General features: G+C 71.5%; 23 protein-coding genes. 14 read left to right on the forward strand and 9 right to left on the reverse strand.

What is annotated here, in order from left to right; genetic code table 11:
- The first annotated feature begins 183 nt into the window (after positions 1-183).
- The 4 genes from ACFVW6_RS25045 to ACFVW6_RS25060 all read left to right on the forward strand — a co-directional run bounded on the left by ACFVW6_RS25045 (position 184) and on the right by ACFVW6_RS25060 (position 4,069).
- Positions 184-2,844 carry an AAA family ATPase gene (locus ACFVW6_RS25045; protein ID WP_378823160.1) on the forward strand — a complete coding sequence of 887 codons (2,661 nt, stop codon included), beginning with the start codon at positions 184-186 and terminating at the stop codon, positions 2,842-2,844.
- A gap of 115 nt (positions 2,845-2,959) precedes the next feature.
- Positions 2,960-3,334, forward strand: coding sequence for a hypothetical protein (locus tag ACFVW6_RS25050; protein ID WP_357343349.1), 375 nt, complete (start codon positions 2,960-2,962; stop codon positions 3,332-3,334).
- 35 nt (positions 3,335-3,369) lie between these two features.
- Positions 3,370-3,768: a YchJ family protein gene (locus ACFVW6_RS25055; protein WP_378823157.1), complete on the forward strand. Its 399-nt coding sequence runs from the start codon at positions 3,370-3,372 to the stop codon at positions 3,766-3,768.
- A gap of 25 nt (positions 3,769-3,793) precedes the next feature.
- Positions 3,794-4,069, forward strand: a complete 276-nt coding sequence (locus ACFVW6_RS25060; protein WP_355276207.1) for a SelT/SelW/SelH family protein — start codon at positions 3,794-3,796, stop codon at positions 4,067-4,069.
- A gap of 1 nt (position 4,070) precedes the next feature.
- On the opposite strand, the gene ACFVW6_RS25065 is transcribed toward ACFVW6_RS25060, so the two are convergent.
- Both ACFVW6_RS25065 and ACFVW6_RS25070 read right to left on the reverse strand, forming a co-directional pair.
- On the reverse strand, positions 4,071-4,412 hold the full coding sequence (locus ACFVW6_RS25065) for a DoxX family protein (RefSeq protein WP_355276205.1): 342 nt from the start codon (positions 4,410-4,412) through the stop codon (positions 4,071-4,073).
- 77 nt (positions 4,413-4,489) lie between these two features.
- Entirely contained in the window at positions 4,490-4,711 is a 222-nt protein-coding gene (locus tag ACFVW6_RS25070; RefSeq protein WP_355276204.1) for a zinc ribbon domain-containing protein, read from the reverse strand.
- A 104-nt stretch (positions 4,712-4,815) separates the two neighbouring features.
- On the opposite strand from ACFVW6_RS25070, the gene ACFVW6_RS25075 reads away from it, so the two are divergent.
- From ACFVW6_RS25075 to ACFVW6_RS25105, 7 genes are all read left to right on the forward strand, one after another.
- The gene (locus ACFVW6_RS25075; protein WP_378823154.1) at positions 4,816-5,949 is read left to right on the forward strand and encodes an ROK family protein; all 1,134 of its coding nucleotides are present in this window, start codon (positions 4,816-4,818) and stop codon (positions 5,947-5,949) included.
- 138 nt (positions 5,950-6,087) lie between these two features.
- Positions 6,088-7,131, forward strand: a complete 1,044-nt coding sequence (locus ACFVW6_RS25080) for an ABC transporter substrate-binding protein (RefSeq protein ID WP_378823151.1) — start codon at positions 6,088-6,090, stop codon at positions 7,129-7,131.
- Positions 7,128-7,979 carry an ABC transporter permease gene (locus ACFVW6_RS25085; RefSeq protein WP_378823149.1) on the forward strand — a complete coding sequence of 284 codons (852 nt, stop codon included), beginning with the start codon at positions 7,128-7,130 and terminating at the stop codon, positions 7,977-7,979. The genes ACFVW6_RS25080 and ACFVW6_RS25085 overlap by 4 nt, the downstream gene beginning before the upstream one ends.
- A complete protein-coding gene (locus ACFVW6_RS25090) occupies positions 7,955-8,689 on the forward strand; it encodes an ABC transporter ATP-binding protein (RefSeq protein ID WP_378823148.1) in 735 nt (244 codons plus the stop codon). The genes ACFVW6_RS25085 and ACFVW6_RS25090 overlap by 25 nt, the downstream gene beginning before the upstream one ends.
- Positions 8,690-8,700: 11 nt before the next feature.
- The gene (locus ACFVW6_RS25095; RefSeq protein WP_378823147.1) at positions 8,701-10,047 is read left to right on the forward strand and encodes an LLM class flavin-dependent oxidoreductase; all 1,347 of its coding nucleotides are present in this window, start codon (positions 8,701-8,703) and stop codon (positions 10,045-10,047) included.
- The gene (locus tag ACFVW6_RS25100; protein WP_378823145.1) at positions 10,044-13,769 is read left to right on the forward strand and encodes an ABC transporter ATP-binding protein; all 3,726 of its coding nucleotides are present in this window, start codon (positions 10,044-10,046) and stop codon (positions 13,767-13,769) included. Before ACFVW6_RS25095 ends, ACFVW6_RS25100 begins: the two co-directional genes overlap by 4 nt.
- Before the next feature lie 295 nt (positions 13,770-14,064).
- On the forward strand, positions 14,065-15,642 hold the full coding sequence (locus tag ACFVW6_RS25105; RefSeq protein WP_378823143.1) for a carboxylesterase/lipase family protein: 1,578 nt from the start codon (positions 14,065-14,067) through the stop codon (positions 15,640-15,642).
- Here the strand turns inward: ACFVW6_RS25105 and ACFVW6_RS25110 are convergent.
- From ACFVW6_RS25110 to rfbD, 5 genes are all read right to left on the reverse strand, one after another.
- Positions 15,639-15,995, reverse strand: coding sequence for a hypothetical protein (locus ACFVW6_RS25110; RefSeq protein ID WP_378823141.1), 357 nt, complete (start codon positions 15,993-15,995; stop codon positions 15,639-15,641). The genes ACFVW6_RS25105 and ACFVW6_RS25110 overlap by 4 nt on opposite strands.
- A gap of 12 nt (positions 15,996-16,007) precedes the next feature.
- Complete coding sequence (locus ACFVW6_RS25115; protein ID WP_378823139.1) at positions 16,008-16,790, reverse strand: FHA domain-containing protein; 783 nt, start codon at positions 16,788-16,790, stop codon at positions 16,008-16,010.
- Between the two features lie 112 nt (positions 16,791-16,902).
- Positions 16,903-17,982, reverse strand: coding sequence for an NDP-sugar synthase (locus ACFVW6_RS25120; RefSeq protein WP_355276186.1), 1,080 nt, complete (start codon positions 17,980-17,982; stop codon positions 16,903-16,905).
- A gap of 34 nt (positions 17,983-18,016) precedes the next feature.
- A complete protein-coding gene (locus tag ACFVW6_RS25125) occupies positions 18,017-18,913 on the reverse strand; it encodes a glycosyltransferase family 2 protein (protein ID WP_378823136.1) in 897 nt (298 codons plus the stop codon).
- Positions 18,914-18,924: 11 nt separating this feature from the next.
- Complete coding sequence (gene rfbD / locus ACFVW6_RS25130) at positions 18,925-19,782, reverse strand: dTDP-4-dehydrorhamnose reductase (RefSeq protein WP_378823135.1); 858 nt, start codon at positions 19,780-19,782, stop codon at positions 18,925-18,927.
- A 225-nt stretch (positions 19,783-20,007) separates the two neighbouring features.
- Here rfbD and ACFVW6_RS25135 point away from each other — a divergent pair, with 225 nt between their 5' ends.
- From ACFVW6_RS25135 to ACFVW6_RS25145, 3 genes are all read left to right on the forward strand, one after another.
- Positions 20,008-21,426, forward strand: a complete 1,419-nt coding sequence (locus ACFVW6_RS25135) for an LCP family protein (protein WP_378825540.1) — start codon at positions 20,008-20,010, stop codon at positions 21,424-21,426.
- 3 nt (positions 21,427-21,429) lie between these two features.
- Positions 21,430-22,143, forward strand: a complete 714-nt coding sequence (locus ACFVW6_RS25140; protein ID WP_378823132.1) for a TIGR03089 family protein — start codon at positions 21,430-21,432, stop codon at positions 22,141-22,143.
- A 115-nt stretch (positions 22,144-22,258) separates the two neighbouring features.
- A complete protein-coding gene (locus ACFVW6_RS25145) occupies positions 22,259-23,587 on the forward strand; it encodes a cytochrome P450 (RefSeq protein ID WP_378823130.1) in 1,329 nt (442 codons plus the stop codon).
- A gap of 84 nt (positions 23,588-23,671) precedes the next feature.
- On the opposite strand, the gene ACFVW6_RS25150 is transcribed toward ACFVW6_RS25145, so the two are convergent.
- Positions 23,672-24,370 (reverse strand): response regulator, encoded by a 699-nt coding sequence (locus ACFVW6_RS25150; protein ID WP_316575908.1) that lies wholly within the window; start codon positions 24,368-24,370, stop codon positions 23,672-23,674.
- Positions 24,367-25,920, reverse strand: a complete 1,554-nt coding sequence (locus ACFVW6_RS25155) for an ATP-binding protein (protein ID WP_378823127.1) — start codon at positions 25,918-25,920, stop codon at positions 24,367-24,369. The genes ACFVW6_RS25150 and ACFVW6_RS25155 overlap by 4 nt, the downstream gene beginning before the upstream one ends.
- Positions 25,921-25,936: the final 16 nt, after the last annotated feature.

Consider the following 25,936-nt stretch of genomic DNA (forward strand, 5'->3'; position numbering starts at 1 on the left):
ACATCGAGGGGCCCGCCGTGGCACCACGATGGCCATTCCACTCCCGCGGGCAGATTCGCTGGGGCACTGCGCATCCCCTGGGCGAACGCTCCGCGATCAGGTAGCGTTTGCCGAGGAGGATCACGTGGGCCGGGCAGATCGGCCGCCGCGGTGCGTGCGGCCGCGAAGGGGGATGTCGCAGAAGTGTGCTCGGATCGCATCGCCGAGGTGGTCGCGCGCGAGCTCGCCGCCGACCCCGCCGTGGAGGGGCGGGTCGCCGAGTGCGTGCTGGCAGCCCTCGCCGAGGCCGACGGTGATCGAGCCGCACCCGATTCCGGTGATACCGGGGTCTTCCTGCGCTCGATCACCGTGCACGGCTTCCGCGGCATCGGGCCGACGGCCACGCTGCGCCTGAACCCAGGACCGGGGCTGACCTTGGTCGTCGGGCGCAACGGCAGCGGCAAGTCCAGCTTCGCCGAGGCCGCCGAATTCGCGCTCACCGGCGGCAACCGGCGCTGGGACGGCCGCTCGACCGCGTGGCGCGAAGGCTGGCGCAACCTGCACGAACCCGACCTCGCCCGGATCGAGGTCGACCTGCTCACGGCGGGCGAGGAGGCCGAGCTCACGGTCGCCACGCACTGGGCGCCCGGCAGCGAACTGGGCGAGGCGCAGTGGACCGAGCGCCGCGGCACGGACCGGACCGTGACCATCGACCCGCGCAGCAGGCGCGGTCGGCTGGACCTGTACCGGCCCTTCCTGTCCTACAGCGAGCTCGGCGCCCTGGTCGACGGCAAGCCCAGCGACCTGTTCGACGCGCTGCACCGCCTGCTCGGCCTCGACGAACTGGCCGCCGCCGCCGAACACATCCGCCTGCGCAAGCTGGAACTCGAGCGCGCCGTCAAGGATTCGCGGCAGTCCCGCACCGATCTGCTCGCCGAGCTCGCCGACGTCGACGACGCGCGCGCCCGCCACGTCGCCGACCTGCTCCGCGTCCCGGACCCCGATCTCGACGCGGTGGCCGCCGCGGTCGCCGGTTCGGTGCTCGGGCCCGACGGACCCGACGGGCTGCGGGCCATCCTGCGCCTCACGCTGCCCGACCCGGCACAGGTGGCCGCGGCGGTCGATCGCCTCGCCGAGGCCGCCGCCGCGTTGTCGCGCCACGCCACCACCGACGCCGAGTCCGACCTGCGCGTCCTCGAACTGCTCACCCGCGCCCGCGAACACGTCACCGCGAGCGGCGCCTGCCCCTGCCCGCTCTGCGGCCGCGGCGACCTCGACACCGCCTGGCTGGCCGCCGCCGACGCCGAAATCGACCAGCGCGAAACGCAACTCGCCGCACTCCGCTCGGCCCGCGCGGAGTGCGATGCCGCGTTGGCCGCCGCTCGCGCGCTCACGTCGCGGGTACCCCTCGAGCTCGGCGCCGCGCAGCCGACACCGGTCGCTTCCGCGTCGATCGTCGGCGGCGAAACCACCTCGGGCAGCGGCGCTGTGCCGGTAGACACCGCCGCCTTCGGCGAAAGTGCCGCACCGGACGGCGGGGCCGAGTCTGGCGGCCGGGCTGTGTCGGAAAGTGTGGCCACGCCTGGAGGTGGGGCCGCGCTGGGCGGTGCCGCCGTGGTCGGTGGTGGGACTGCGTCGAGCGTCGGGCAGACGAGCGGTGGGGCGGGTCTGATCAGGCGGCACCTGTCGGCGGTGCATGCACTCTGGACGGTGTGGGCCGGGCTCGGCGAGGCGGAACACGATGACGAGTTTTCGCAGCGTCTGGGTGACACCTACGCCGAGTTGAGCGCCGAACTCGCTGCTCTGCAACGTGATACGAGCACCGAGCTCGATCGCCTCGACTCCGTGTGGTCACCGCTCGTGCCGCGCATTCTCGCCTGGCTCGATCCCGCCCGCGCGGTGTCCGCCGACGCGGGCGAGCTGCGGGTGGTGAAGCGGGCGGCCGACTGGCTCAAGTCGGCGACCGCGACGATTCGCGGCGAGCGGATGCGCCCGCTGGAGAGCACCGCGCGGTGGGTGTGGAGCACGCTGCGACAGCAGAGCAATGTGGAACTCGGCGCGATCCGGTTGCAGGGCAGCGCGGGCACCGCGCGGCGGGTGCTGCTGGATGTGACCGTCGACGAGGTGGACGGCGCCGCGCTCGGCGTGATGAGCCAGGGTGAGCTGCACGCGCTCGGGCTGTCGCTGTTCCTGCCACGAGCGACGATGTCGCACAGTCCGTTCCGCTTCGTGATGATCGACGATCCGGTGCAGGCGATGGACCCGGCGAAGGTCGACGGCCTGGCCAGGGTGCTCGCCGAGGTGGCGACCACCCGGCAGGTGGTGGTGTTCACCCACGACGAGCGCCTGGCCGAGGCGGTGCGAAGGATGCAGCTCGACGCCACCGTGCTCGAGGTGCAGCGCCGGGAACGTTCCGTGGTCGAGGTGCGGGTGACCGGCGACCCGGTGCGCCGCTACCTCGACGACGCCCGCTCGCTGCTGCGCACCCCGCAGCTGCCGCCCGCCATCGCCGACGAACTCGTCGCCACCTGCTGCCGCTCCGCGATCGAGGCGGCGGGGCTGGCGAAGGCCCGCCAGGAACTGCTCGCCACCGGCCTCGATCACGCCGAAGTGGAACGGAGGGTGCGCAACGCCCACACCACCCGCGCCATGATCACCCTGGCGATCATGGGCCCCGGCGCCCGCGTCGACGACCTGAACAAGCACCTGAGCGCGGTCGGCGGCCGCTGGCTGGTCGGCGTGCTGCGCGACGCCACCGCGGGCGCGCATGTGCCGATCGATCGGCCGATGCGGGAATTGATCAGCGACACCGAACGATTCATCGCCTGGCTGCGCGCCCACGAGCCCGCCGCGGTCCGCTCATGAGCCGCGATACAGGTGGTCGGCGCTCGCGGTCCCGCCGGGGCGGCGGCGCGACGGTGGTGCGCCCGTGAACCGGCGGAGCAGGCCGCGACGGCCCAGGTACACCCCGCGTCCCTCGGTGGCCGAGCGCCTGGAGGCGGCCGAGAACCTGCTGTCCGGCGACGTCTCCGACGCGGGCGGGGTGTGGTCGCGGGCGGTCGCGTGGATTCTGCGGCTCGCGCTCGAGCAGGCCGTCGACGAACTGTGGGCACAGATCGCCCCCGAACTCATGCGCTGCCCGATGCGGGCCCAGCTCCTCGCCCTGCGCGTGTACGCGGGGCCGGAGACCGCGGGCCAGGTCGGCGCGCTGTGGGCCGCGCTGTCCCGCGCGGCCCATCATCTCGACTACGAGATGGCGCCCAGCGTGACCGACCTGCGGCGCTGGCGCGATCAGACCGGTGACCTCGCGCGGACGCTGGAACTGGTCCCGCTCGCGCACCAGCCGTTCGGCTGATCCCGCGTGGGCGCCGCCGGTCCCGACCCGGCAGGATGACCGGCATGGGTGAAGCGAAACCGTGTCCGTGCCGCCGCGGCGAACCGTTCGACGACTGCTGCGGACCGATCCTGGCAGGCACCCGGCCCGCGCCCACCGCCGAGACCCTCATGCGCTCGCGCTACACCGCCTATGTCGTCGGCGACGTCGACTACCTGCTGCGTTCCTGGCATCCGAACACCCGGCCCGCCGAGCTCGAGCTCGACCCGACACAGCGGTGGCTGTTCCTGGAGATCGTCGGCACCCAGCGCGGCGGGCCGTTCGACGACAACGGCACCGTCGAGTTCATCGCCCACTACAAGGTGGACGGCGTCCGCGACGCGATGCACGAGAACAGCACTTTCGTCCGGGTCGACGGCGCGTGGGTCTACCTCGACGGCACGTTCAGCGCCTGAGTCGCCCCTGGTGGATACTGGCCCCGTGCCCAGGATCGCGATCGAATACTGCACCCAATGCCGCTGGCTGCTGCGCGCGAGCTGGATGGCCCAGGAACTGCTGACCACCTTCGCCACCGACCTCGGTGAGGTCGCCCTGGTGCCCGGTCAGGGCGGCATCTTCCGGATCACCCTCGACGGTGAACAGCTGTGGGAGCGCAAGGCCGACGGCGGCTTCCCCGACATCGCCGTCCTCAAGCAGCGCGTGCGCGACCGCATCGATCCCGACCGCGACCTCGGCCACGTCGACCGCCGCGACTGAATCAGGCGAACAGCACCGCGGCCGCGATCGCGAGCCCGAAGATCACCGCGGGCGGTCCGGCATGGTTCAGATCGTGGTGGGTGGCGTGCGCGAGGAGCGCCAGCGCGAAGTACGCCACCAGCCCGAGCGCCGTCGCCAGGCCCAGCGGCGTCCACCAGAGGCCGACGATCAGCCCGAGCGCGGCGGCCAGCAGCACGGCCGCGAGGATCGGCAGCCGTCGGCGTTCGACGCCGACCCTGGCGTAGGCCTCGACGACCTCGGGCCTGCCGGACAGTTTCGCGCGGGCGGAGTAGACGAGCAGGGCGGCCAGCACCAGGGCGACCGCGATACGCGCGACGGTCATGACGCGCCTTCTTCCGCGAGGGGATCGGTCCCCCTCGATTCTACGAACCCGCGGCGATCAGCGGACGGCTCCGCGGGTCAGCAGCAACCGCCGCCACCACAGCACCCGCCACCGGCGGGGCGCGGCGCGGCCACCGGCGCGGGGGCCGACCCGCGGCCGACGGTGCCGAAGGTGGTGAGCAGTTTGACCGTGTCGTCGTGGCCCGCCGGGCAGGCGGCCGGGTCCGCGGCCTGCGCCATCGGCCGGTTCACCTCGAACGTGTCGCCGCAGGAGCGGCACCGGAAGCTGTAGTTCGGCATCGGCACAGTGTAGGCGGGCGCTTGCGATCACCGTGCGCCGAAGCCTTCGCCCGGCACGGGTGGCTCCGTAGCCTCATCGGTCAGCGGTGACGGCGAGGTGGCACATGACGAACAGCAGCGCGGGGGCAGTGTTGCGGGCGGTGCTCGAACTGGGGCCCGCGCCGCGCAGCGTCGTGGCGCGGCGGGCCGGGGTGTCGCCCGCGACGGTGACCTGGCAGAGCAAGGCCCTGCTCGCGGCGGGGCTCCTGGTCGAGCTGCCGGAGACGGCGGGACCGGCCGGGGTCGGTCGGCCGCACAGCCCGATCGCGCTCGACGCCGCCGGGAACGTGGTGCTGGCACTGCACATCGCGGCCGCGCAGATCACCGTCGCCGTGGTCGACATCGCCGGGACCGTGCTGTCGAGCGAGCAGGTGCCGCACCGGACGCACGCGCCCTACGACATCCTCGACACCGCGATCGACCGGGTGCGCGCCGTCGCGGCGGGCCTGCCCGACGGGCTGCGGGTGCGTGGCCTCGGGGTGGCGATCGGCGGCCGGGTCGACACCACCACCGGTTCGGTCGTCGACCACTCCTACCTGCGCTGGCGGGATGTGCCGGTGCGCGAATACCTGGCCGCGCGAACGGGTTTGCCGACCAGCGTGGACAGCCACACCAGGGCGCTGGCGCACGTCGAGCAGCTCTACGGGCACCTGCGCGGCACGACGAGTTCGATCGTGCTGTTCGTCGGCAATGTCATCGACGCGGCGATCGCGGTGCACGGCCGGGTGCACTACGGCCCGCACTCCGGGGCCGGTTCGATCGCCCGATTACTCGGCGCGACCGCCGGATCCGCGTTCGCCCTCGATGATTTCGGCGACCACGCCCTGCTGGCCAGGGCGGTGCGCGCCGGGCGGGTCGACAGCATGGCCGAGCTGGTGGCGGCCGCCGCGGCGGGCGGACCGGAACGGGCGTACTTCCTCGAACGGGCGACGGCGATGGGCGAAGTGGCGGCCGCGCTCATCGATCTGCTCGATCCCGAGGCCCTGGTGCTGGTCGACCGGGGCCTCGGCACGGTGCCCGGGGTCCGCGAAGCCTACGACGACGCGGTGCGCGCCCACTCGCTCATCGGTGCCGACCCGGCGGAGGTGGTGTGCGAATCCGCCTTCACCGGACAGGTTCTGGCGATGTCGGCGGCCGGCGTCGTGCTCCACGAATTGTTCCGTGAACCGCTGACCTCGGTGGTCGCCGACGCGGTTTGATTCGTGGTTATTTTAAGGCAGTCGAATATTGACCGGAACGGACGGCTGCGGCGACAGTTGTCGTATGAACAAAATGCAGTGTTGTCGCGCATCGAATTCGCTCGCCGACATTACTTCGATTCGATCCGGGAAATCATCTTGCGTAAGAATATTCGACGAATAGCACTGCTCGCCGCCGCCGCGTCGCTGCTGGCGGTGTCGTGCGCCACCGACGACGGCGACGGGGCCGCGCTGACCGCCGCGCTGCCGACCACGGTGCCGCCCGGTGTGGCGCTGACCGTCTCCGCCAATACCGCCAAGGTGGCGCTGACCGCCTCCGGTGAACTCGGCAAGCTGCCGTTCACGGTGTCGTCTTGGCCCGCGGTCTCGGCGGGACCCGATGTCATCCAGGCCTTCCGCGGCGGTTCGCTGGATCTGGCCACCAATGCCGGGATTCCGCCGATCCACGCGCACGCCACCGGGCTCGACGCCAAGATCGTCGGCGTCAAGGTCAGGGAGACGCCGCTGTACAAGCTGGCCACCGCGCCCGGCACCGCGATCACGGGCCTGAACGACCTGCGCGGCAAGAAGATCGCCTTCTCCCCCGGGCAGGCGCAGGGCGTTGTCGTGCTGCGTACCCTCGCGGCGGCGGGTATCCGTACCGACGAGGTGCAGCTGGTGGAGATCAACGGACCCCAGTTCCTCACGGCGTTGCAGGGCAAGCAGATCGACGTCGCCCCGCTGGGCGAGCCGACGCTGACCAAGTACCTCGACAAGTACGCGTCGGAAGGCGCCCGGGCGGTGGCCACGCCCGCCGTCGACGCGCTGAGCGTGCTGTGGGCGCCGACCAGCATTCTCCGCGACGACAGCAAGGCCGCCGCGATCGCCGAATTCGTGAAATTCTGGGCGCGCGGGGAAGTGTGGGCCTGGGAGCATCCCGAAGAATGGATCGACGCCTACTACGTGAAGGACCAGTCGGTCACCGAGGCCGACGGCCGCCGCATTCTCTCGACCGTCGAAAAGCCGTATTTCCCGGATAATTGGGACGCGGCGATCGCCTGGGAGCAGCAGACCATCGACCTGGTCACCGGGGCCGGCTACTTCGGCACGCCGTTCGCGGCCGCCGACCTGTTCGACCGGCGCTTCGAGAAGCTGGCCGCCGGCGCCGTCCCCGGTCCGTATCGCACCAAGGGGGCGCAATGACCATCGCACTGACCCGCGCGGCCGTCCCCGTCGCCGCGCCGCGCGAGGACGGCTTCGTCGACCGCAGGGCGCTGCGCAGGCTGGGTCTGCGCAAGGCGATTCCGGCCGCGCGCCTGCTCGGCGTGGTCCTGCTGCTCGCCGCCTGGACGGCGGGCGCCTGGTCGGGGCTGCTCGACCAGCGCAAACTGGCGGCGCCGTGGACGGTGCTGCAGACCGGCTGGGAACTGCTCGTCGACGGTCCGCTGCTGTCGCACCTGGGTGTCTCGTTGCAGCGCGCGGTGCTCGGCCTGGTCATCGGTGTCGCCGTCGGGACCGTGCTGGCGCTGGTCTCCGGGCTCTCGCGGCTCGGCGAGTCGCTGGTCGACGGACCGGTGCAGCTCAAGCGGGCGATCCCGACGCTGGGCCTGATCCCGCTGATGATCCTGTGGCTGGGCATCGGCGAGGAGTTCAAGGTCGTGCTGATCACCCTCGGCGTGATCGTCACCATGTACATCCAGACCCACGCCTCGCTCACCACGATCGATCAGAAACTGGTGGAACTGTCGGAGGTGCAGGGGGTGTCGCGGGCGACGTTCATCCGTCGCGTGGTGATTCCCGGCTCGCTGCCCGGCTTCTTCCTCGGCCTGCGGCTGTCGGTGACCGGTGCCTGGCTGGCGCTGATCGTCGTCGAATCCGTCAATGCCACCGACGGTCTCGGCAAGATGATGTCCAACGCGCAGAACTACGGGCAGGCCGACGTGATCCTGGTCGGCCTCGCGGTGTACGGCGCCTTCGGCCTGCTCTCGGATTCGGCGATCCGGGCGCTCGAGCGAAAGGTGCTGTCATGGCGGCGCACGATCGCGGGGTGAGCGCGGCCGCCGGGGTCACCGTGCGCGCGCTGACCCGCCGCTTCGGCGAGCGCACCGTGCTCGACGAGATCGACCTGACCATTCCGGCGGGTCAGTTCGTCGCCCTGCTCGGGCGCAGCGGTTCGGGCAAGAGCACGCTGCTGCGCGCGCTGGCCGGACTCGACTACGACGTGGCGGGCGAGGGCTCGCTGCGGGTGCCCGCGAAAACCTCGGTGGTGTTCCAGGATTCGCGTCTGCTGCCCTGGCAGCGGGTCCTGCCCAACGTCCTGTACGGACAGCCCAGGTCACGCAAGGAGGCCGGGGTCAAGGTGCTCGACGAGGTCGGCCTGGCCGGGCGGGAGAACGCCTGGCCCGGCGAGCTCTCCGGCGGTGAGCAGCAACGGGTCTCGCTGGCGCGCTCCCTGGTCGGCGAGCCCGACCTGCTGCTCGCCGACGAACCCTTCGGCGCGCTCGACGCGCTCACCCGGATCAAGATGCACGCCCTGCTGCGCGATCTCATCCGCAGGCACCGGCCCACCGTCCTGCTGGTCACCCACGACGTCGACGAAGCCGTCGCGCTGGCCGACCGGGTGATCGTGCTCGACGACGGCCGCCTCACCGTGGACATCCCGGTCGAGCTGCCCGCCGAGCGCGATCCCAGCCTGCCCGCATTCCAGCACATCCGCCGCACCCTGCTCGCCGCACTCGGCGTCGCGCCCGTCGCGGTCTGAAAGGTCTTCCCATGTCGAAACAACTGCACCTCAATGCCTTCCTGATGTCGGTCGGCCATCACGAGGCGGCCTGGCGGCTGCCCGAGAGCGATCCGCACGCGCACACCGACATCGACTACTACGTCCGGCTGGCCAAGACCGCCGAGCGCGGCAAGCTCGACTCGATCTTCTTCGCCGACAGCCCGGTCCTGATGGGCGATCCGGGGCGCAGGCCCAGCGGCAAGCTGGAGCCGACCGTCATCCTCACCGCCGTGGCCGTGCAGACCAGCCGGATCGGGCTCATCGCCACGGCCTCGACCAGCTACAACGACCCCTACAACCTGGCCCGCCGGTTCGCCTCGGTGGACTGGGCGAGCAAGGGCAGGGCGGGCTGGAACATCGTCACCACCGCGGGCGCCGACGCGGCCCGCAACTTCGGTCTCGACGACACCCCCGACCACAAGCTGCGCTACGACAAGGCCGCCGAATTCGTCGACGTCGCGACGAAGCTGTGGGACAGCTGGGACGACGACGCCGTCCTGGCCGACAAGGAACTCGGCATCCACACCGACGCGTCCAAGGTGCGCAAGATCCTGCACCACGGCGAGTTCTTCCGGGTCGACGGCCCGCTCAACGTGCCGCGCTCGCCGCAGGCGTATCCGCTGCTGGTGCAGGCGGGTTCGTCGGAGGACGGCAAGGAGTTCGCCGCCCGTTACGCCGAGGCCGTGTTCACCGCGCAGCAGACCCTCGACGACGCCAAGGCCTTCTACGCCGATCTCAAGGCGCGCACCGTCGCCGCCGGCCGCGACCCGGAGACCATCAAGATCCTGCCCGGCATCGTCCCGATCATCGGCGACACCGAGGAACAGGCGCGCGCACTCGACGACGAACTGGCTCGGCTGATCTCGCCCGAGTACGCGCGCAAGCAACTCGCCGCGCACTTCAAGCTGCCCATCGACCAGCTCGACCTGGACAGCGAACTGCCCGAGGACCTGCCCACCGAGGACGACATCCAGGGCTCCAAGAGCCGCTTCACCCTGATCGTGAATCTGGCTCGGCGCGAACGGCTCACGCTGCGCGAGCTGATCGCCCGCCTCGGCGGCGGCCGCGGGCACCACACCTTCGCGGGCACCGCGGTGCAGGTGGCCGACGCCATCGAAGACTGGTTCCGGCAGGGCGCGGCCGACGGGTTCAACATCATGCCCGCCGTGCTCCCGTCGGGGCTGGAGCGCTTCGTCGACGAGGTGGTCCCGATCCTGCAGGAGCGCGGCCTGTTCCGCACCGAGTACACCGAGACCACCCTGCGTGGTCACTACGGCCTGGCCAGGCCCGCCAACCGATTCGACCAGCAGGCGGACGCGCTCGTGGCCGCCCGATGAGAACGGACTGGATCCGCTACCTGGTCGGCCGCTGTCTCGAGCACCGGCGGCTGGTGATCGTCAGCTACACCGGCGCGCTGGCGGCGGCGCTGCTCACCGCGGCGCTGCCGCTGGTCGTGCGCCATGTGGTCGACACGCTCAGCGCCACGGCGGCCTCGGTGGCGCCGTGGGTCGCGGTGCTGCTGGTGCTCGGGGCGGCCCGGTTCGGTTCGTCCTACGCGCGCCGGGTCGCCTCCTCGGAACTGTCGCTCGGGGTGCAGCACGACCTGCGCCGCGACCTGTTCGCCGCGCTGCTGCGGCTGAACGGGCGCGAGCAGGCGCAGCTGCGCACCGGGCAGGTGGTGAGCCGGGCGATCACCGATGTGACGCTGATCCAGATGTTCCTCCAGCTCATCCCGATGATCGCGGGCAATGTCGCGCTGCTGGTCGCGGTGCTGGTCCTGATGACGGTGATGTCGCCCGCGCTCACCGTGATCGCGCTGCTCGTGCTGCCGGGGCTGTGGATCGTCACCCGGCGCAGCCAGCGCCAGCTCTTCCCGGCCAACTGGGACGCCCAGGCCCGCGCCGCCGAGGTGGCGATGCGGGTGGAGGCCGCGGTGGCCGGGGTGCGGGTGGTCAAGGGCTTCGGTCAGGAGCGGCACGAGCTCGACCAGCTCGGTGACAGCGCGCGCGATCTGTACCGGTCGCGGTTGCGGGTCGCCCGGATCACCAGCCGGTTCACCCCGGTCGTGCAGGCGGTGCCCGCCGCCGGTCAGGCGCTGATCCTGGTCGTCGGCGGGTTGCTCGCGCTGCGCCAGGCCATCACGCTCGGCACGTTCCTCGCGTTCATGACGTATCTGAGCGCGTTCGTCGGCCCGGTGCGCCAGTTCTCGATGCTGCTCACGGTGAGTCAGCAGGGCAAGGCCTCGCTGGACCGGGTGCGCGAGGTGATCGAGGCGCCGGGTTCCGACGTGCCCGTCCCCGGCACCGTGACGGCGGACGCCGGGCCGCCACCGGGCGTCGAGTTCCGCTCGGTCCGTTTCGGTTTCGGGGACACCCCGATCCTGGACGGTCTCGACCTGACGATCGGCTCCGGCGAGACCGTCGCCATCGCGGGCGGGGCGGGCAGCGGCAAATCGATCCTGGTGTCGCTGCTGCCCGCGCTGCTCGAACCCGACGCGGGCGCCGTCCTGTTCGACGGTGTCGATCTGCGCGCGCTGCCCGATCCGCGGGCGCGGGTGGCGATGGTCTTCGAGGACACGCACCTGATGGCCGACACCATCCGGGCCAACGTCGCCTACGGCAGGCCGGCGGCGAGCGACGACCAGGTCCGGCACGCCCTGTACCTCGCCGCCGCCGACGAGTTCGTCGCCGCGCTGCCGCAGGGCATCGAGACCACCATCGGCGAACGCGGTCAACGACTCTCGGGCGGCCAGCGCCAGCGCATCGCGCTCGCCCGCGCCCTGCTCACCGACGCTCCCGTCCTCGTGCTCGACGACGCCACCTCCGCTATCGACGCCCAGGTGGAGGAGCTGATCTACCAGCGCATCGGCGCGGAGCTGCGCCAGCGCACGACGATCGTCGTCGCCCACCGGCTCTCGACGCTCGCGCTGGCGGACCGGGTGGCCGTGCTCGACGGCGGCCGCGTCGCCGAGCTCGGGACGCTGCGCGAACTCCAGCACTCCGGCGAACTGTTCCGCGCCCTGTTCACCCCGCCCGAGGTCGTCGGCATCGGCGCCGACCCGCACCGCGACACCCCGCGCGAGGCCACCGCGGAACTGTGGGTGGCCCCCGAGGTCGACGAGGACGACGACCGCACCATGGAACACCTGGCCAAGGCGTTCGCGCGCCGGTCGGCGGGCGCGCCCGCGGGTCCGGGCGGGCCGGGCGGCGGGATGATGGCGAGCGCGCCGCCGACCGGTGACGTCGTCGCCCTGCTGGACCAGCTGCCGCCGGTCTCGGGCGAACCGGAGGTCGACCGGTCCTTCTCGCACACCCCCGACACCGCGTTCTCGCTGCCCCGGCTGCTGCGGCCGTTCACCTGGCCGCTGCTGGCCGGGCTCGGCCTGGTCGGGCTCGACGCGCTCGCGCAGGTGCTGATCCCGTTCCTGGTGCGCTACGGCATCGACCACGGCGTGCTGGCCGGGGCCCGCGACGTGGTGCTCGGCGCCGCCGCGCTGGCGATCGTCGTCGTGGTGGTGGACTGGGGGATCAGTGTCGCCCAGGTGCGGGTCACCGGGCGGGTGGGCGAGCGGCTGCTCTACGGGCTGCGCCTGAAGACCTTCGCCCACCTGCAACGCCTCGGCCTGCAGTACTACGAGCGCGAGCTCGGCGGCCGGATCATGACCAGGATGACCACCGACGTGGACGGCCTGTCGGCGTTCCTGCAGACCGGCCTGGCCACCGCGCTCACCAGCACCGTCACCATCGCGGGTGTGGTCGCGGCGCTGCTGGTGATCGACGCCGGGCTGGCCCTGGTGGTGCTGGCGCTGCTGCCGATCCTGGCGGTCGCCACGGTGGCCTTCCGGCGCGCCTCGGTGCCCGCCTACAACCTGGCCAGGGAGCGGGTCAGCGCGGTCAACGCCTACCTGCAGGAGAACGTCGACAACATCACCGTCACCCAGGCGTTCCGCCGGGAAGCGGTGAACCAGGCCGAGTTCGAGCGGCGTTCGTGGGCCTACCGCGACGCCCGGTTGCGCTCGCAGGTGCTGATGGCGGTGTTCTTCCCGTGCATCGAGCTCATGTCGGTGATCGCCACCGCCGCGGTGCTCGCGGTCGGGGTGCACCAGGTGCGCGACGACCTGCTCACCGCGGGCACGCTGATCGCGTTCCTGCTCTACATCGAGCTGCTGTTCGCCCCGATCCAGCAGCTGTCACAGGTGTTCGACAGCTACCAGCAGGCGGTGGTCGGCGTCGACCGCATCGGCGAGCTGCTGCGCACCCCGGTCGACACCCCCGAGGCCGAGGACCCGCTCCCGGTCACCCGGCTCGACGGCGCGATCGAGCTGCGCGCGGTGAGCTTCGGCTACGCCGCGCGCGAGCGCACCGTGCTCGACGGGCTCGACCTGCGGATCGCGCCGGGCCAGAAGGTCGCGCTGGTCGGGGAGACCGGCGCGGGGAAGTCGACGCTGGTGAAGCTGCTCGCCCGGTTCTACGACCCGACCGGCGGCGCGGTCCTCGTCGACGGCGTGGACATCCGCCGGTTCCGGCTGCGCGACTACCGCAAGCGGCTCGGCGTCGTGCCGCAGGAGCCATTCCTGTTCGGTGACACCGTGCGCGAGGCCATCGCCTACGGCAATCCGGGGGCGGCACCGGCCGAGATCGAGTGGGCCGCACGGGCGGTCGGCGCGCACGAGATGATCGCGGCGCTCGACCACGGCTACCACCAGTCCATCGGCGCGCACGGCCGCAGCCTGTCGGCGGGCCAGCGTCAGCTGCTCGCGCTGGCCAGGGCCCAGCTGATCGACCCGGACATCCTGATCCTGGACGAGGCGACCGCCTCGCTGGATCTGGCCACCGAGGCGCGGGTGCGCGCCGCGGTGGACGTGCTGACGGCGGGCCGCACCACGATCGTCGTCGCGCATCGGCTCGCGACCGCCGCCGACGCCGATCTGATCGCGGTGGTCGGCGGGGGGAAGCTGGTGGAGGTCGGCACCCATGCCGAGTTGCTCGCCGCCGACGGTCCCTACCGGCGGCTGTGGGCCGCCTATGTCGGCGACGAAGCGCAGCGTATTTCCAGCTAACCGGACGCGGTGTCGGCGGCTGCCCGGACGGGGATCTCCGGGCAGCGGCCGATATCGCTCTCGCCGGGGCCGGAGCGGGCGGCGGACGTGGCCGAATCCACATCGTGACCGCCGGGTGGCCCGCTGAGAAGCGGATTCGGTGTGTTCCGCGGGGTAACTGTTACCTGTCGGAATGGTGCGTTGGGAGGCTGACCGGGGCAGACGCACGTACTCTCGTAAGGAGTCACCAGGTGCTGCGGCCTGCGGGAGCAAATACACAGGCACCCGTCGGGTCGCGCCGGCTAGGAGGTGTGCGATGAGCATTCAGTCCGATCTCGGCCCCGACGTGCGGACGCACGAGGCCGAACCGCTGGCTCGCACGGAGTACGGAACGGTCAGCGGCGCCTGGGACGGGCCGATCGCGGTCTGGCGCAGCGTTCCCTACGCCGCCGCGCCGGCCGGACCCGACCGCTTCTCGCCGCCGCGGCCGCCGCGCGCCTGGGACGGCGTGCGCGATTGCGTCGTCTTCGGTGACATCGCCCCGCAGGCGATGGGCGCGATGGTGCCCGTCGACTCCGATCTGGCGATGGGCGAGGACTGTCTCTGGGTCAACGTCTGGTCGCCGCGCCCCGAGCCGAGCGACGACGCGCCGCGCCCGGTGATGGTGTGGCTGCACGGCGGCGCCTACTGCCTCGGCACCGCGGCGCAGACCATCTACGACGGGCGCAAACTGGCCGAGGCCGGTGACGTGGTCGTCGTCTCGGTCAACTACCGGATCGGTGTGCTCGGCTTCCTCGACCTGTCCTCGTTCGGCACGCCGTTCACCCCGAACCTCGGCCTGCGCGATCAGCTGGCGGCGCTGGCCTGGGTGCGCGACAACATCGCCGCGTTCGGCGGCGACCCGGACAATGTCACGGTCTTCGGTGAGTCCTCGGGCGCGGGCTGCGTCACGGCGCTGCTCACCTCGCCGGCGGCGGCCGGGCTGTTCCACAAGGCGATCGCCCAGAGTCCGCCCGCCACCACGGTCTTCGGGCAGGAACGCGCGGCCGTCGTCGCGCAGCGCTACCTGGAACTGCTCGAACTCGGCCCCGGCGAGACGGATCGGCTGCTGGACCTGCCGATCGAGCGGCTCGTCGAGGTGGGCGCGGTGCTGCTCGACGAGGTGCCGATCAACGAACCGGGCAGGCTCGCGGCGGCGCCCGTCGTCGACGGTGATCTGTTGCCCGGCTACCCGATCGACCTTTTCCAGCAGGGGCGTTCGCATCGGGTGCCGCTGCTGATCGGGACCAACCGGGACGAGGCCTCGCTGTTCCGGGTGCTGCGCTCGCCGATCATGCCGGTGACACCCGACGCGGTGAACGCGATGCTGCGCGATGTCGCGGCCTCGCATCCGGAGATGTCGCCCGAGCGGATCGCCGAGATCACCTCCGCCTACCCGGATTTGACGAAAACCCGTGGGGCGCTGGCCATGTCGACCGACGCGGCCTTCCGGATGCCCGCCGCCTGGGTCGCCGAGGGCCACGCCCAGCACTCGCCGACCTGGATGTATCGCTTCGACTACGCGACGCCGATGCTGAAGGCCGCCCGGGTCGGCGCCGGGCACGCCACCGAATTGCCGTATGTCTTCGGCAATTTCGGCACGCTGAACCACGATCCGACCTTCTGGCTCGGCGGCCGCAAGGCCTCGGTCGCGGTCTCGGGTCGGATGCAGCGCCGCTGGCTGGCCTTCGCCGAACACGGTGTCCCCGCGGCCATCGACGGTTCCAAGCACTGGCCCCACTATCGCCCGTCCGCCCGCACCACCCTGCTCATCGACACCATCGACCGCGTCGTCGACAACCCCGACGCCGACCTGCACACCGCCTGGGGCGACCAGGCGGTCGGCTTCAGCTAGGCGAGCAGCCCCAGGATCGGCGCGCCGAGCGCGCCCAGCCAGTGGGCGAGGGCGGTGAGCGGTCCGGCCACGGCGGTCGCCGCGCCCGCGACCACCGTGGCGGCCTGGGCGATCCGGGTCAGCCGCGCGGAGATCTGTTCGCGGTCGGGCTGCGGCCGGGCGAGTTCACGCTGGACCGCGGCCGCGTCGTCGGCGGCGCGGTCCATGCCGAGCCGCCGCAGGGTGGCCTCGAGTTCGACGGCGAAGTCGACGGTCTGGGTGGCGGTGAAGCTGCCGTGCTGACCGCCGTGGATGGTTTGGTCGCCGGCGACGTTGTTGATGTTGCCCTGCTGCGAGCCGATATTGAAGACCACGAGATTTTCCCCTTATCTGACGAACGGTGAGTTCCACGCGTGCCGTGGGTCCCGGTCGACCTTGCGGACGCGGGCGGCCGCGACGATCCACATGATCAGGCCGATGATCAGCAGGAACTGACCGACGAAGGCCACCGCGAAGCAGATCAACCCGGCGGGCATGCCGAGGCTCGTGTCGGGGCCGAAGAACAGCATCCCGTCGGGCGGCCCCGCGCTCGCGTCGCCGAACGTGTCGTTCAGCTCGCTGATTCCGTCGATCAGGAAGTACGCGTAGCCGATGCCGCCGCCGACCAGCATGAACAGGCCGATCCAGAACACCCAGCGCGCCTTGGTCCTGGATGCCGCGACCGCGCGCAGGAAACTCTCGCGCTGCTCGATATAGCTGTTGATCTGATCGCGCCCGACATTGTTGATCTGGTGCCCGGTCTGCCGCCCCACCGTGAAGGTGACCGGGTCCGGCGGTGGCCTGCGCACGGCCGAACTCGGCATCGTCACGGTGGGCGGCCCCTGCTCGAAGCGCGCGTCGACATTGCCGAAGGTGAGGATGTCGCCGTCGCGCAGCGGGCGCAGACCCGCGATCAGCTCACCGTCGACCCTGGTGCCGTTGGCGGAACCGAGGTCTTCCACGGTGGCGCGACCGGCGGTGAGATCGATGGCCGCGTGCGCGGCGCTGAGATAGCGGTCGTCGAGGCGCAGGTCCGCCCGCGCGCCGCGGCCGATCAACTGCCGTCCAGCGGTGAGCGGCAGAACAGTACCCGCCAGTTCCTGCGGGTGGAGGATGACGAGCCTCTCCATACCGCGAATGTTCGCAGGGTCGAGAACCGCCACGCCCGCGTACTTCACTACCTGTTTTCGGACGACGAAGGGCCGCTACCGGATGTTCGGTAGCGGCCCTTCGCGCGATCGTTCAGACGTCGGTGGAGAAGCGGATGCCGCCGTCGGGGATCTCCACGCCCGGCCACACCCTGGCCCCGCGCAGCAGTTCACAGCGGGCGCCGATATTGGCGCCGTCGCCGATCACGCCGTCGCGGACCAGCGCGCGCGGACCGATCCGGGCGCCGAAGCCGACGATGGAGCGTTCGACGGTCGCGCCCGCTTCGACGATCGCGCCGTCGAAGATGACCGCGCCGTCCAGGCGGGCACCGGCACCGATCTCGGCACCGCGGCCGACCACGGTGCCGCCGATGAGCAGCGCGCCAGGGGCGACGCCCGCACCGGGATGCACCAGCGACTCACCCCGCTGGCCCGGCAGCGCGGGCGAGGGGGCGATGCCGCGGACTAGGTCGGCCGAGCCGCGCACGAAGTCCTCGGGGGTGCCCATATCGCGCCAGTAGGAGGCGTCGACGTGGCCCTGCACCCGCGCGCCCTCGGCCAGCAGCGCGGGGAAGACCTCGCGCTCGACCGAGACCGGGCGACCGGTCGGGATCTTCTCGATGTACTCGCGGCGGAACACGTAGCAGCCCGCGTTGATCTGGTCGGTCGGCGGATCCTGGGTCTTCTCCAGGAACGCGGTGACCCGGCCGTCGGCGTCGGTCGGCACGCAGCCGAAGGCGCGCGGGTCGCTGACCCGGACCAGGTGCAGGGTGACGTCGGCGTTGGTCGACTCGTGGGTGTCGAGGATCGCGCCCAGATCGGTGCCGCCCAGGACGTCGCCGTTGAACACCATGACGTTGTCCGCGCGCAGCTTGGGCAGCACGTTGCGGATACCGCCGCCGGTGCCGAGCGGCTCGGTCTCGGTGACGTACTCGAGCTCGAGCCCCAGTTCGGAGCCGTCACCGAAGTGCTCTTCGAACACCTCGGCCTTGAACGAGGTACCCAGCACCACGTGGGTGATCCCGGCCTCGGCGATGCGGGCCAGCAGGTGGGTCAGGAACGGCAGCCCGGCCGTCGGCAGCATCGGCTTGGGCGCCGAGAGGGTGAGCGGACGCAGCCGCGTGCCCTGTCCGCCGACGAGGATGACCGCGTCGGTGCCTGAGTTGCCTGCCATCGAGTTTCCCCTGTTCACAGTGACGGCGCCCACGTCAGGCGCCGGTGCGCGCTTTCTCGCGCAGCGCCGATCGAACCGCAATCCGGGAGCGAACCGCAAGTCCGGCGCGCAGTGCGCCCCGCAACGGCGCCTGCCACCAGTGCGGATGCCGGTCGGCCTGGAAGCGGTAGGCGCTGGCGTGGTGGGCGGGCAGCATCAGTTCGGGATGCTTGCCCGCGGCGTGGCCCTTGGCGTGGGTCACCTCGGCGTCGGGGACGAACACATTGTGCCAGCCCGCCTTGCCCATGCGGTCACCGAAGTCGACGTCCTCCATGTACATGAAGTAGCGCGAGTCGAAGCCGTCGATGGTGTCGAAGGCGGCCCGGCGCACCAGCAGGCAGGAGCCGGACAGCCAGCCGACCACCCGCTCGGAGATCTCCTCGTTCTCCTGCCGGTAGCGCACCGACCAGGGGTTCTTCGGCCAGATCGTGCCCAGGATGGCGTGGCCTGCGCCGTCGGCGAGGCCGGGGACCCGGCGCGCGGACGGGTAGACGCTGCCGTCGGGCTCACGGACCATCGGCCCGAACGCGCCTGCCCGTGGCCAGCGCTGGGCGGCCGCGAGCATCTTGTCGATGGAATCGACGCCCCACCGGATGTCCGGGTTGGCCAGGATCACGAACTCGATCGCCGGGTCGATCTCGGCGACGGCCCGGTTGATGGCGCCGCCGTAGCCGATGTTGCCGCCGGTCCGCAGCAGCCGCACGTGCGAGTTGGCCTCGGCGACGAGCTCGGGCACGCCGTCGGTCGAGCCGTTGTCGGCCAGGATCACCTGCGGCTTCTCGCTGGTGGCGTCGGCCAGGGTGGTGATGAAGTGCTCGAGGTGCTCGCCCGGTGAATAAGTCACCGTGACGACGGCAAGGCCCGCAGGGGCCGCGGAATCGGCTGCGTTCACGACTGGGCAGCCTAGTCGGACAGACGCCGGAGTGCGTCGGCTAGTGCGGAACGCCAAGGCCGCAACGGGGTGAGACCGGCCGCGTCCCACGCCGCGGGGGACAGCACCGAATAGGACGGTCGCGGTGCGGGTCTGGGAAAGGCGCTCGAATCGCACGGCAGTACCCGCGCCGGATCCGCCCCGACCTCGGTGAAGACGGCGACGGCCAGATCGAACCAGGTGGCGGTGCCGGAATTGGTGGCGTGCAGCACCCGCGGCGCATCGGGCCGGGTGCTCAGTTCGAGCAGCGCGGCCGCGAGATCGGCGGCGCTGGTGGGGGAGCCGAGCTGGTCGTCGACCACGGTGACGGTCTCGCGTTCGCGTTCCAGCCTGCGCATGGTCGCGACGAAATCCCCCTCGACACCGGAGTACACCCAGGCGGTGCGCACGACCTGCGCGTCGGGGCTCAGCTCCAGCACCGCCCGCTCGCCGGCCAGCTTCGACTGGCCGTAGACCGTCGCCGGTCCGGTGCGGTCGTCCGGTTCGTAGGGCGTGCTCGCGGTGCCGGGGAAGACGTAGTCGGTGGACACGTGGATCAGCCGGGCGCCCGCCGCGGCGCAGGCGGCGGCCAGCACGGCGGGGCCGGTGGCATTGGCGGCGAAGGCGGCGTCGCGATCGGATTCGGCGGCGTCGACCGCGGTGTAGGCGGCGCAGTTGAGCACCACCGCGCCCGGGCGCAGGACGGCGTCGACGGCCGCGCGATCGGTGATATCGAGCTCGGCCCTGCCGTAGCCCGACGACGCGGGCGCGAGCCGCAGGATCTCTCGCCCCAGCAGGCCACGCGCTCCGGTTACGATCAGCCGGGAGGGGACGGGGAAATCGGGGTTCACGCGGCCAGTCTGGCACGCCGGAACACCTGCGGTTCGGCGTGACTGTGGTAACTGTTGGTTAGCCTGTGATGGCCGGTTTCGGTGGACGAGCCCAGGCACACGAGATGGTGGGGTTTGCCGGGGATTCGGAGCCGAGCGCGGAGTTCGTCGAGAGGATCACGAGTGCGAGAGTCGACACGACCACCCACGGTCGCCACCCAGACCGGTGCCGGTCCGGTGCAGGTGATGGTGGCGATCGCGGCGGTGCTGGTGCTCGCCCTCACCGGATTCGCGTGGCGCAGTGTCGACAATCTGATCGCCAATATCGATCGCATCGGTGGCCTCGGGCTCGGCGGCGGCCGCGACGGCGCGGTCGACATCCTGCTCGTCGGCGTCGACAGCCGCACCGACGCGCACGGCAACCCGCTGACCTCGGCCGAGCGCGCGATGCTGCACGCGGGCGACGAGGTGGGCACCAATACCGACACCATCGTGCTGATCCGGGTGCCCAACGACGGCCGCTCGGCCACCGCGATCTCGATCCCGCGCGACTCCTACGTCGACGTGCCCGGCCAGGGCAAGGCCAAGATCAACTCCGCCTACGGCTCCACCAAGGAGGCCGAACGCGCCAAGCTGCTGGCCAAGGGCAGCTCCGAGGCCGACGCCGAACGCGAGTCGACCAAGTCGGGCAGGCAGGCGCTGATCAAGTCGGTGGCCTCGCTCACCGGCATCACCGTCGACCACTACGCCGAGGTCAGTCTGCTCGGCTTCGTGCTGCTCACCGATGCCGTCGGCGGGGTCGAGGTGTGCCTGAACAACGCGGTCGACGAATGGATGTCGGGCGCGGACTTCCCGGCCGGACAGCAGCGTCTGGACGGGCAGCAGGCGCTGAGTTTCGTGCGCCAGCGGCACGGGCTGCCGCGCGGTGACATCGATCGCATCGTGCGTCAGCAGGTGTTCATGGCCCAGCTGGTCGGCCAGCTGCTCAATGCCAAGATCCTGGCGAATCCGGGCAAGCTCGGCGAGATCAGCGAGGCGGTCGGGCGCACGGTGGTGCTCGACGAGGACTGGGACGTGCTGGCCTTCCTGCAGCAGCTCAAGGATCTGTCCGGCGGCAAGGTGGAATTCGAGACCATCCCGGTCGCCGACCTCAACAGCATGACCTCGGCGGGCGAATCGGTGGTCCGGGTCGAGCCGAAGGCGGTGCAGGACTACGTCGCCGGGCTCGTCGGTGAGGAGAAGAAGGGCGGCGGCGACGCGCCGAAGCTCGACCCGTCGACGGTGACGGTGAGCGTGTTCAACGCGGGCGGCAAGGCCGGGCTGGCGGCCAAGGTGTCGAGCGCGTTGACCGGCAAGGGTTTCCGCGAGGGCCTGGTGGGCAATTACTCCGGAGGCAGCGTGAGTTCGAGCCGGGTGCTCGCCGCGGACACCGGGGATCCGAAGGCCGCGGCGGTGGCCGAGGCACTGGGCGGTCTCACCGTGGTCGCGGATCCGTCACTGTCGGCGGATACCGTGAGCGTGGTGCTGGCGAGCGACTATTCTGGTCCGGGCTCGGCCGCGGCAGGCATGTTCGATTTCGACGGAACATCCTCGGCGACCGCGACGCCAGTACCGCCAGCCCCGCCGATCGACGCAGGCCAGAACGGACCGAAATGCGTGAACTGACCCATGCGTGAGCCGAACTCGACCCTCACCGACGTCCTCCTCGACCCGATTCTCGAACGCGACCCGGCCGGTCCGCGCGTCACCTGGTACGACGACGCCACCGGCGCCCGCATCGAGCTGTCGGGTCTGACGCTGGCCAACTGGGCCGCCAAGACCGCCAATCTGCTGCGCGACGAGTTCGCGCTCAGTCCCGGCGCCAGGGTCGCGGTGCTGCTGCCCGCGCACTGGCAGACCGCGGCCGTGCTGCTCGGCTGCTGGTGGGCGGGCACCGAGGTGGTGCTCACCCCCGATCCCGACGCCGACCTCGCCCTGGTCACCCCCGACCGGCTCGACGACGCCGACGGCGTCGACGAGGTGGCGGTGCTGTCGCTGGACGCGATGGGCACCCCGGTGCGCGATGTCCCGGTCGGCGTCACCGATTTCGCGACCGCGGTACGCGTGCACGGCGACCAGTTCCTGCCTGGTGGCTTCCGGGCCGCGCTCGACGGACGCTCGGTGGGCGAGGTACTCGCCGAGGCCAGGAAGTCGGCGGCGCTCCAGGGAATCTCCGCCGGCGATCGGGTGCTGTCGAGCGCGCCGTGGGAGACCGTGACCGAGCTGATCGACGGCTACATCGCCGTGCTGTACGCCGGTGCCTCGCTGGTCCAGGTCGTCAATCCCGACCCGGCCGCCGTGGAGCATCGGGCCACCACCGAGCGGGTCACCGTCCGGCGCTGACCCGGGTCGCGTCTCCTACCCAGGTATAGGTCGATCTCCGACTGGAACACGTTCCGCCGGCGTGCCGGTAGCCGTACGGTGGAGGCATCCATTCGGCAGAGCGGCAGGGGTGGCGATGAACGCGCAGTACTGGTTGCGATGGTCGGCCGAGCACGGAGCGCCACGGGCGGTCCTGCGCTGGCAGGTGCGTAAGGGTGACCCGTTCGCCATCCTGCTCAGTGGACAGCGCGGCCTGCACGACCCCTACCCGCTGATCGACGAACTGCGCGCGCCCGGCGGACTGCTGCGAACCCCGCTGTCCTACGCGGCCTTCGACCACGGCCAGGTGCGGGCCATCCTGCGCGACACCCGATTCGGCGTGCGGCAGGCACTCGGCGGCGATCTGCCGGGACCGTGGCGCAAGCTGGCCGCGCTGGTCACGCTGCCGCCCAACCCGGTCGAGCCGCCGTCGATGCTGGTCCTCGATCCGCCCGAGCACACCAGGATGCGCAAGCCGGTGGCCTCGGCGTTCACCCCGCGCGCCATCGCCCGGCTGCGGGATCGGGTGGAGGTGGTCACCGCCGAACTGCTCGACGCGATGCCCGCGCACGGATCGGTCGACCTGATCACCGATTTCGCCGCCAGGGTGCCGATCGCGATCATCGCCGACATGCTCGGCTTCCCCGCCGCCGACCGCGACCTGTTCCTGCGCTGGGGCGACCGGGTGACGCCGCTGCTCGACATCGGCACCTCGTGGCGCACCTACCGGGGCGCGATGGTCGCGATCGAATCGATGGACGACTACCTGGCCGCCCACATCGCCCAGCTGCGCCGCGACCCCGGCGAGGACATCCTCTCGACCCTGGTCCGCTCCGGCGACCTGGACCTGCGCGAACTCCAGGCGGGCGCGAGCCTGCTGATGGGCGCCGGTTTCGAGACCACCGTCAACCTGATCGGCAACGCCATCGCGGCGCTGTCGGCCAACCCCGATCAGCTCGCGCTCGCCCAAGCCGATCCCGACCGCTGGTCCGACGTGGTGGAGGAGACCCTGCGCTTCGATCCGCCGGTGCAGACCACCGCGCGCCAGGCGCTCGAGGACGTCGAGATCGACGGCGTCACGGTGCGGGAGGGCCACACGGTCATCCTGTCGCTGGCGGGTGCCAACCGCGATCCCGCCGTCTTCGCCGACCCGCATCGCTTCGACATCGATCGCCCCAACCTGCGCGAACACGTCGCCTTCAGCAGCGGCATCCACGCCTGCCTCGGCGCCAGCCTGGCCAGGATGGAAGCCGTGCACGCGTTGCGCGCGCTCTACACCCGCTACCCGAACCTGCGGCTGCGCGAGGCGCCGGTGCGGCGAAACCTGTTCACCCTGCACGGTTTCGAGCACATGCCGGTCGACCTCGGTCCGGTCGCGCGTACCCCGGCACCCGACGATCTGGCGGGCGCCGCACACCTGTCGTGATCCCGGTGCGGGCCGGGTGACCGCGACGGGCAGGTGCTCGAGCTCCGTCGGCCGTCGACGCCCGACCGCGTGAACGTGCCCGGCCTACGCGCCCGCGCGCCAGCGGTAGCGGGTCTTGGGGCGGCCCGCGCGGCCGTAATCGGCTCGGCGCTCTGCCAATCCGTCGTCGGCGAGCTTCTCCAGGTAGCGCCACGCGGTGATGCGGGAGACGCCGACGGCCGCGGCGGCATCGGTCGCGGTGATGCCGGACTCGGCCGAGCGCACGGCCCGCGAGACCTCCTCGAGCGTGTGCTGCACCACGCCCTTCGGCGCGCCGGCCCGCTGGTCCGCGGTGCGCAGGGCGCCGAGAGCGCGGTCGATGTCGTACTGCGACAGGGCGGCCTCGCCCGCGGGGAGCGCGGTGTCGAAATCGCGGTAGCGCTCCAGCTTCTCGCGGAACGCGGCGAAGGTGAACGGCTTGAGCAGATACAGCACCACGCCGTGCGCCACGGCATTGCGCACCATGGTCAGTTCGCGGGCGGAGGTGATCGCGATGACGTCCGGCCGCGGTTCCAGACCGTTGAGCGCGGCGGCCACCTCGAGTCCGCTGATGTCGGGCAGGCCGATGTCCATCAGCACCAGGTGGAACGGATTGCCGTCCGCGATCGCCTCGGCGGCCAGGGTGAGCGCGTCGCGACCGGTGTGCGCGACGCCGCCGGTGACGAACCCGTCGAGCCGCTCGAGATAGGCCCGGTGGGCCTGGGCGATCAACGGCTCGTCCTCGACGATCAGGACCCGGATCATGTCTTCTCCCTCAGCGGAATGCGAACGTTGACCGCGCTGTGTGGTGCGGCCGTGGTGGTGATGGCGCCGCCGTGCCGATCGACGAGGCGGTGCACGAGTGCCAGGCCGAGTCCGGCGTGGTCGGTCTTGGTGGTGTAGCCGCGTTCGGCGGCCCGCGAGAACATCTGCGCCGACATGCCGGGTCCGCTGTCGGCGACCCGGACCACCAGCTCGCCGTCGCAGTGGAACACCGACACCTCGACCCGCTTGTCGACGGTGCCCGCCGCGGCGTCGATCGCGTTGTCGACCAGGTTGCCGACCAGCGTCACCGTCTCCTGCGCCGAGAGCGGATCGGTGGAGTCCAGCGCGGTGTCCTCGCTGATCGCCAGGCTCACCCCGCGCTCGGCGGCCTGGTCGACCTTGCCCAGCAGCAGCGCGGCCAGTGCCGCGTCCCCGACGGCGGACAGCAGCCGGTCGATCAGGACCTGCGAGAGCTGCAACTCCGCGGTGGCGAAGGCGACGGCCTCCTCCGGGCGGCCCAGCTCGACCATGGTCACCACGGTGTGCAGCTTGTTGGCCGCCTCGTGCGCCTGCGCCCGCAGCGACTCGGCGAACCCGCGCACCGAGTCGAGCTCGCCGAGCACCGCGCGCAGTTCGGTCTGATCGCGGATGGTCAGCACGGTGCCGATCGGGCGGCCCTCCCAGCTGACCACGTCCTGGTTGACCAGCAGCACCCGGTCGGTGGTCACGTGCGTCTCGTCGCGCACCACGCCCCAGCGCATCTGCTGCAGCGAGGTCGGCAGGTCGGTGCGGTGCACCGGGCCGTCGGGCAGGTCGAGCAGGGTGCGCGCCTGATCGTTGACCACCTCGGCGGGCCCCGGCGCGGTGCCGAACACCACCAGGCCCTCGTGTACCGAGTGCAGGACAGCGTCGTGGTGCTCGTAGAGCGCGCGCAGCTCGTCGGGGGCAAGGCCGTGGGTCTGGCGGCGCAGTCTGCGGCTGATCAGGAACGACGAGCACGCGGCCAGCGCGAGCCCGGCCGCGGAGACGCCGAGGATCACCGGCACCTGCGAGGCCACCTGGGTGCCGATCCTGGCCCTGGTGACCCCGGCCGAGACCAGTGCGACCACCCGGCCGCTGTCGTAGACCGGGGTGACCGCGCGGATCGACGGTCCGAGCGACCCGGTGAAGGTCTCGGTGAGCGTCTGCCCGGCCAGGGCCGCGTCGATGCTGCCGGTGAACGGTTTGCCGATCATGTCGGGATTGGTGTGGGTGTAGCGGGTGCGATCCGGCGCCATCACCACGATGAAGTCCATGCCGGTGTCGACGCGGATGCGCTCGGTGGTGGGTTGCAGCAGTCCGCTGGGGTAGGGCGAGTTGACCGCGGCCAGCGTCGACGGTGCGCGCGCCACGGTCACGGCCACGTCGCGGACCTGCAGTTCGGTGGCCACGTCGTGGTCGTGGCGGGCGTCGAGGACCGCCAGGATGGTCCCGGTCCCGATCATGAGGGCCAGCACCACCAGTTGCCAGACGAAGGCCTGCCCGGCGAGCGACAGCCGCACTCGTCGCATCTTGCCCTCCGACCTC

It is taken from the genome of Nocardia sp. NPDC058244, assembly GCF_042882065.1.
Lineage (GTDB): Bacteria > Actinomycetota > Actinomycetes > Mycobacteriales > Mycobacteriaceae > Nocardia.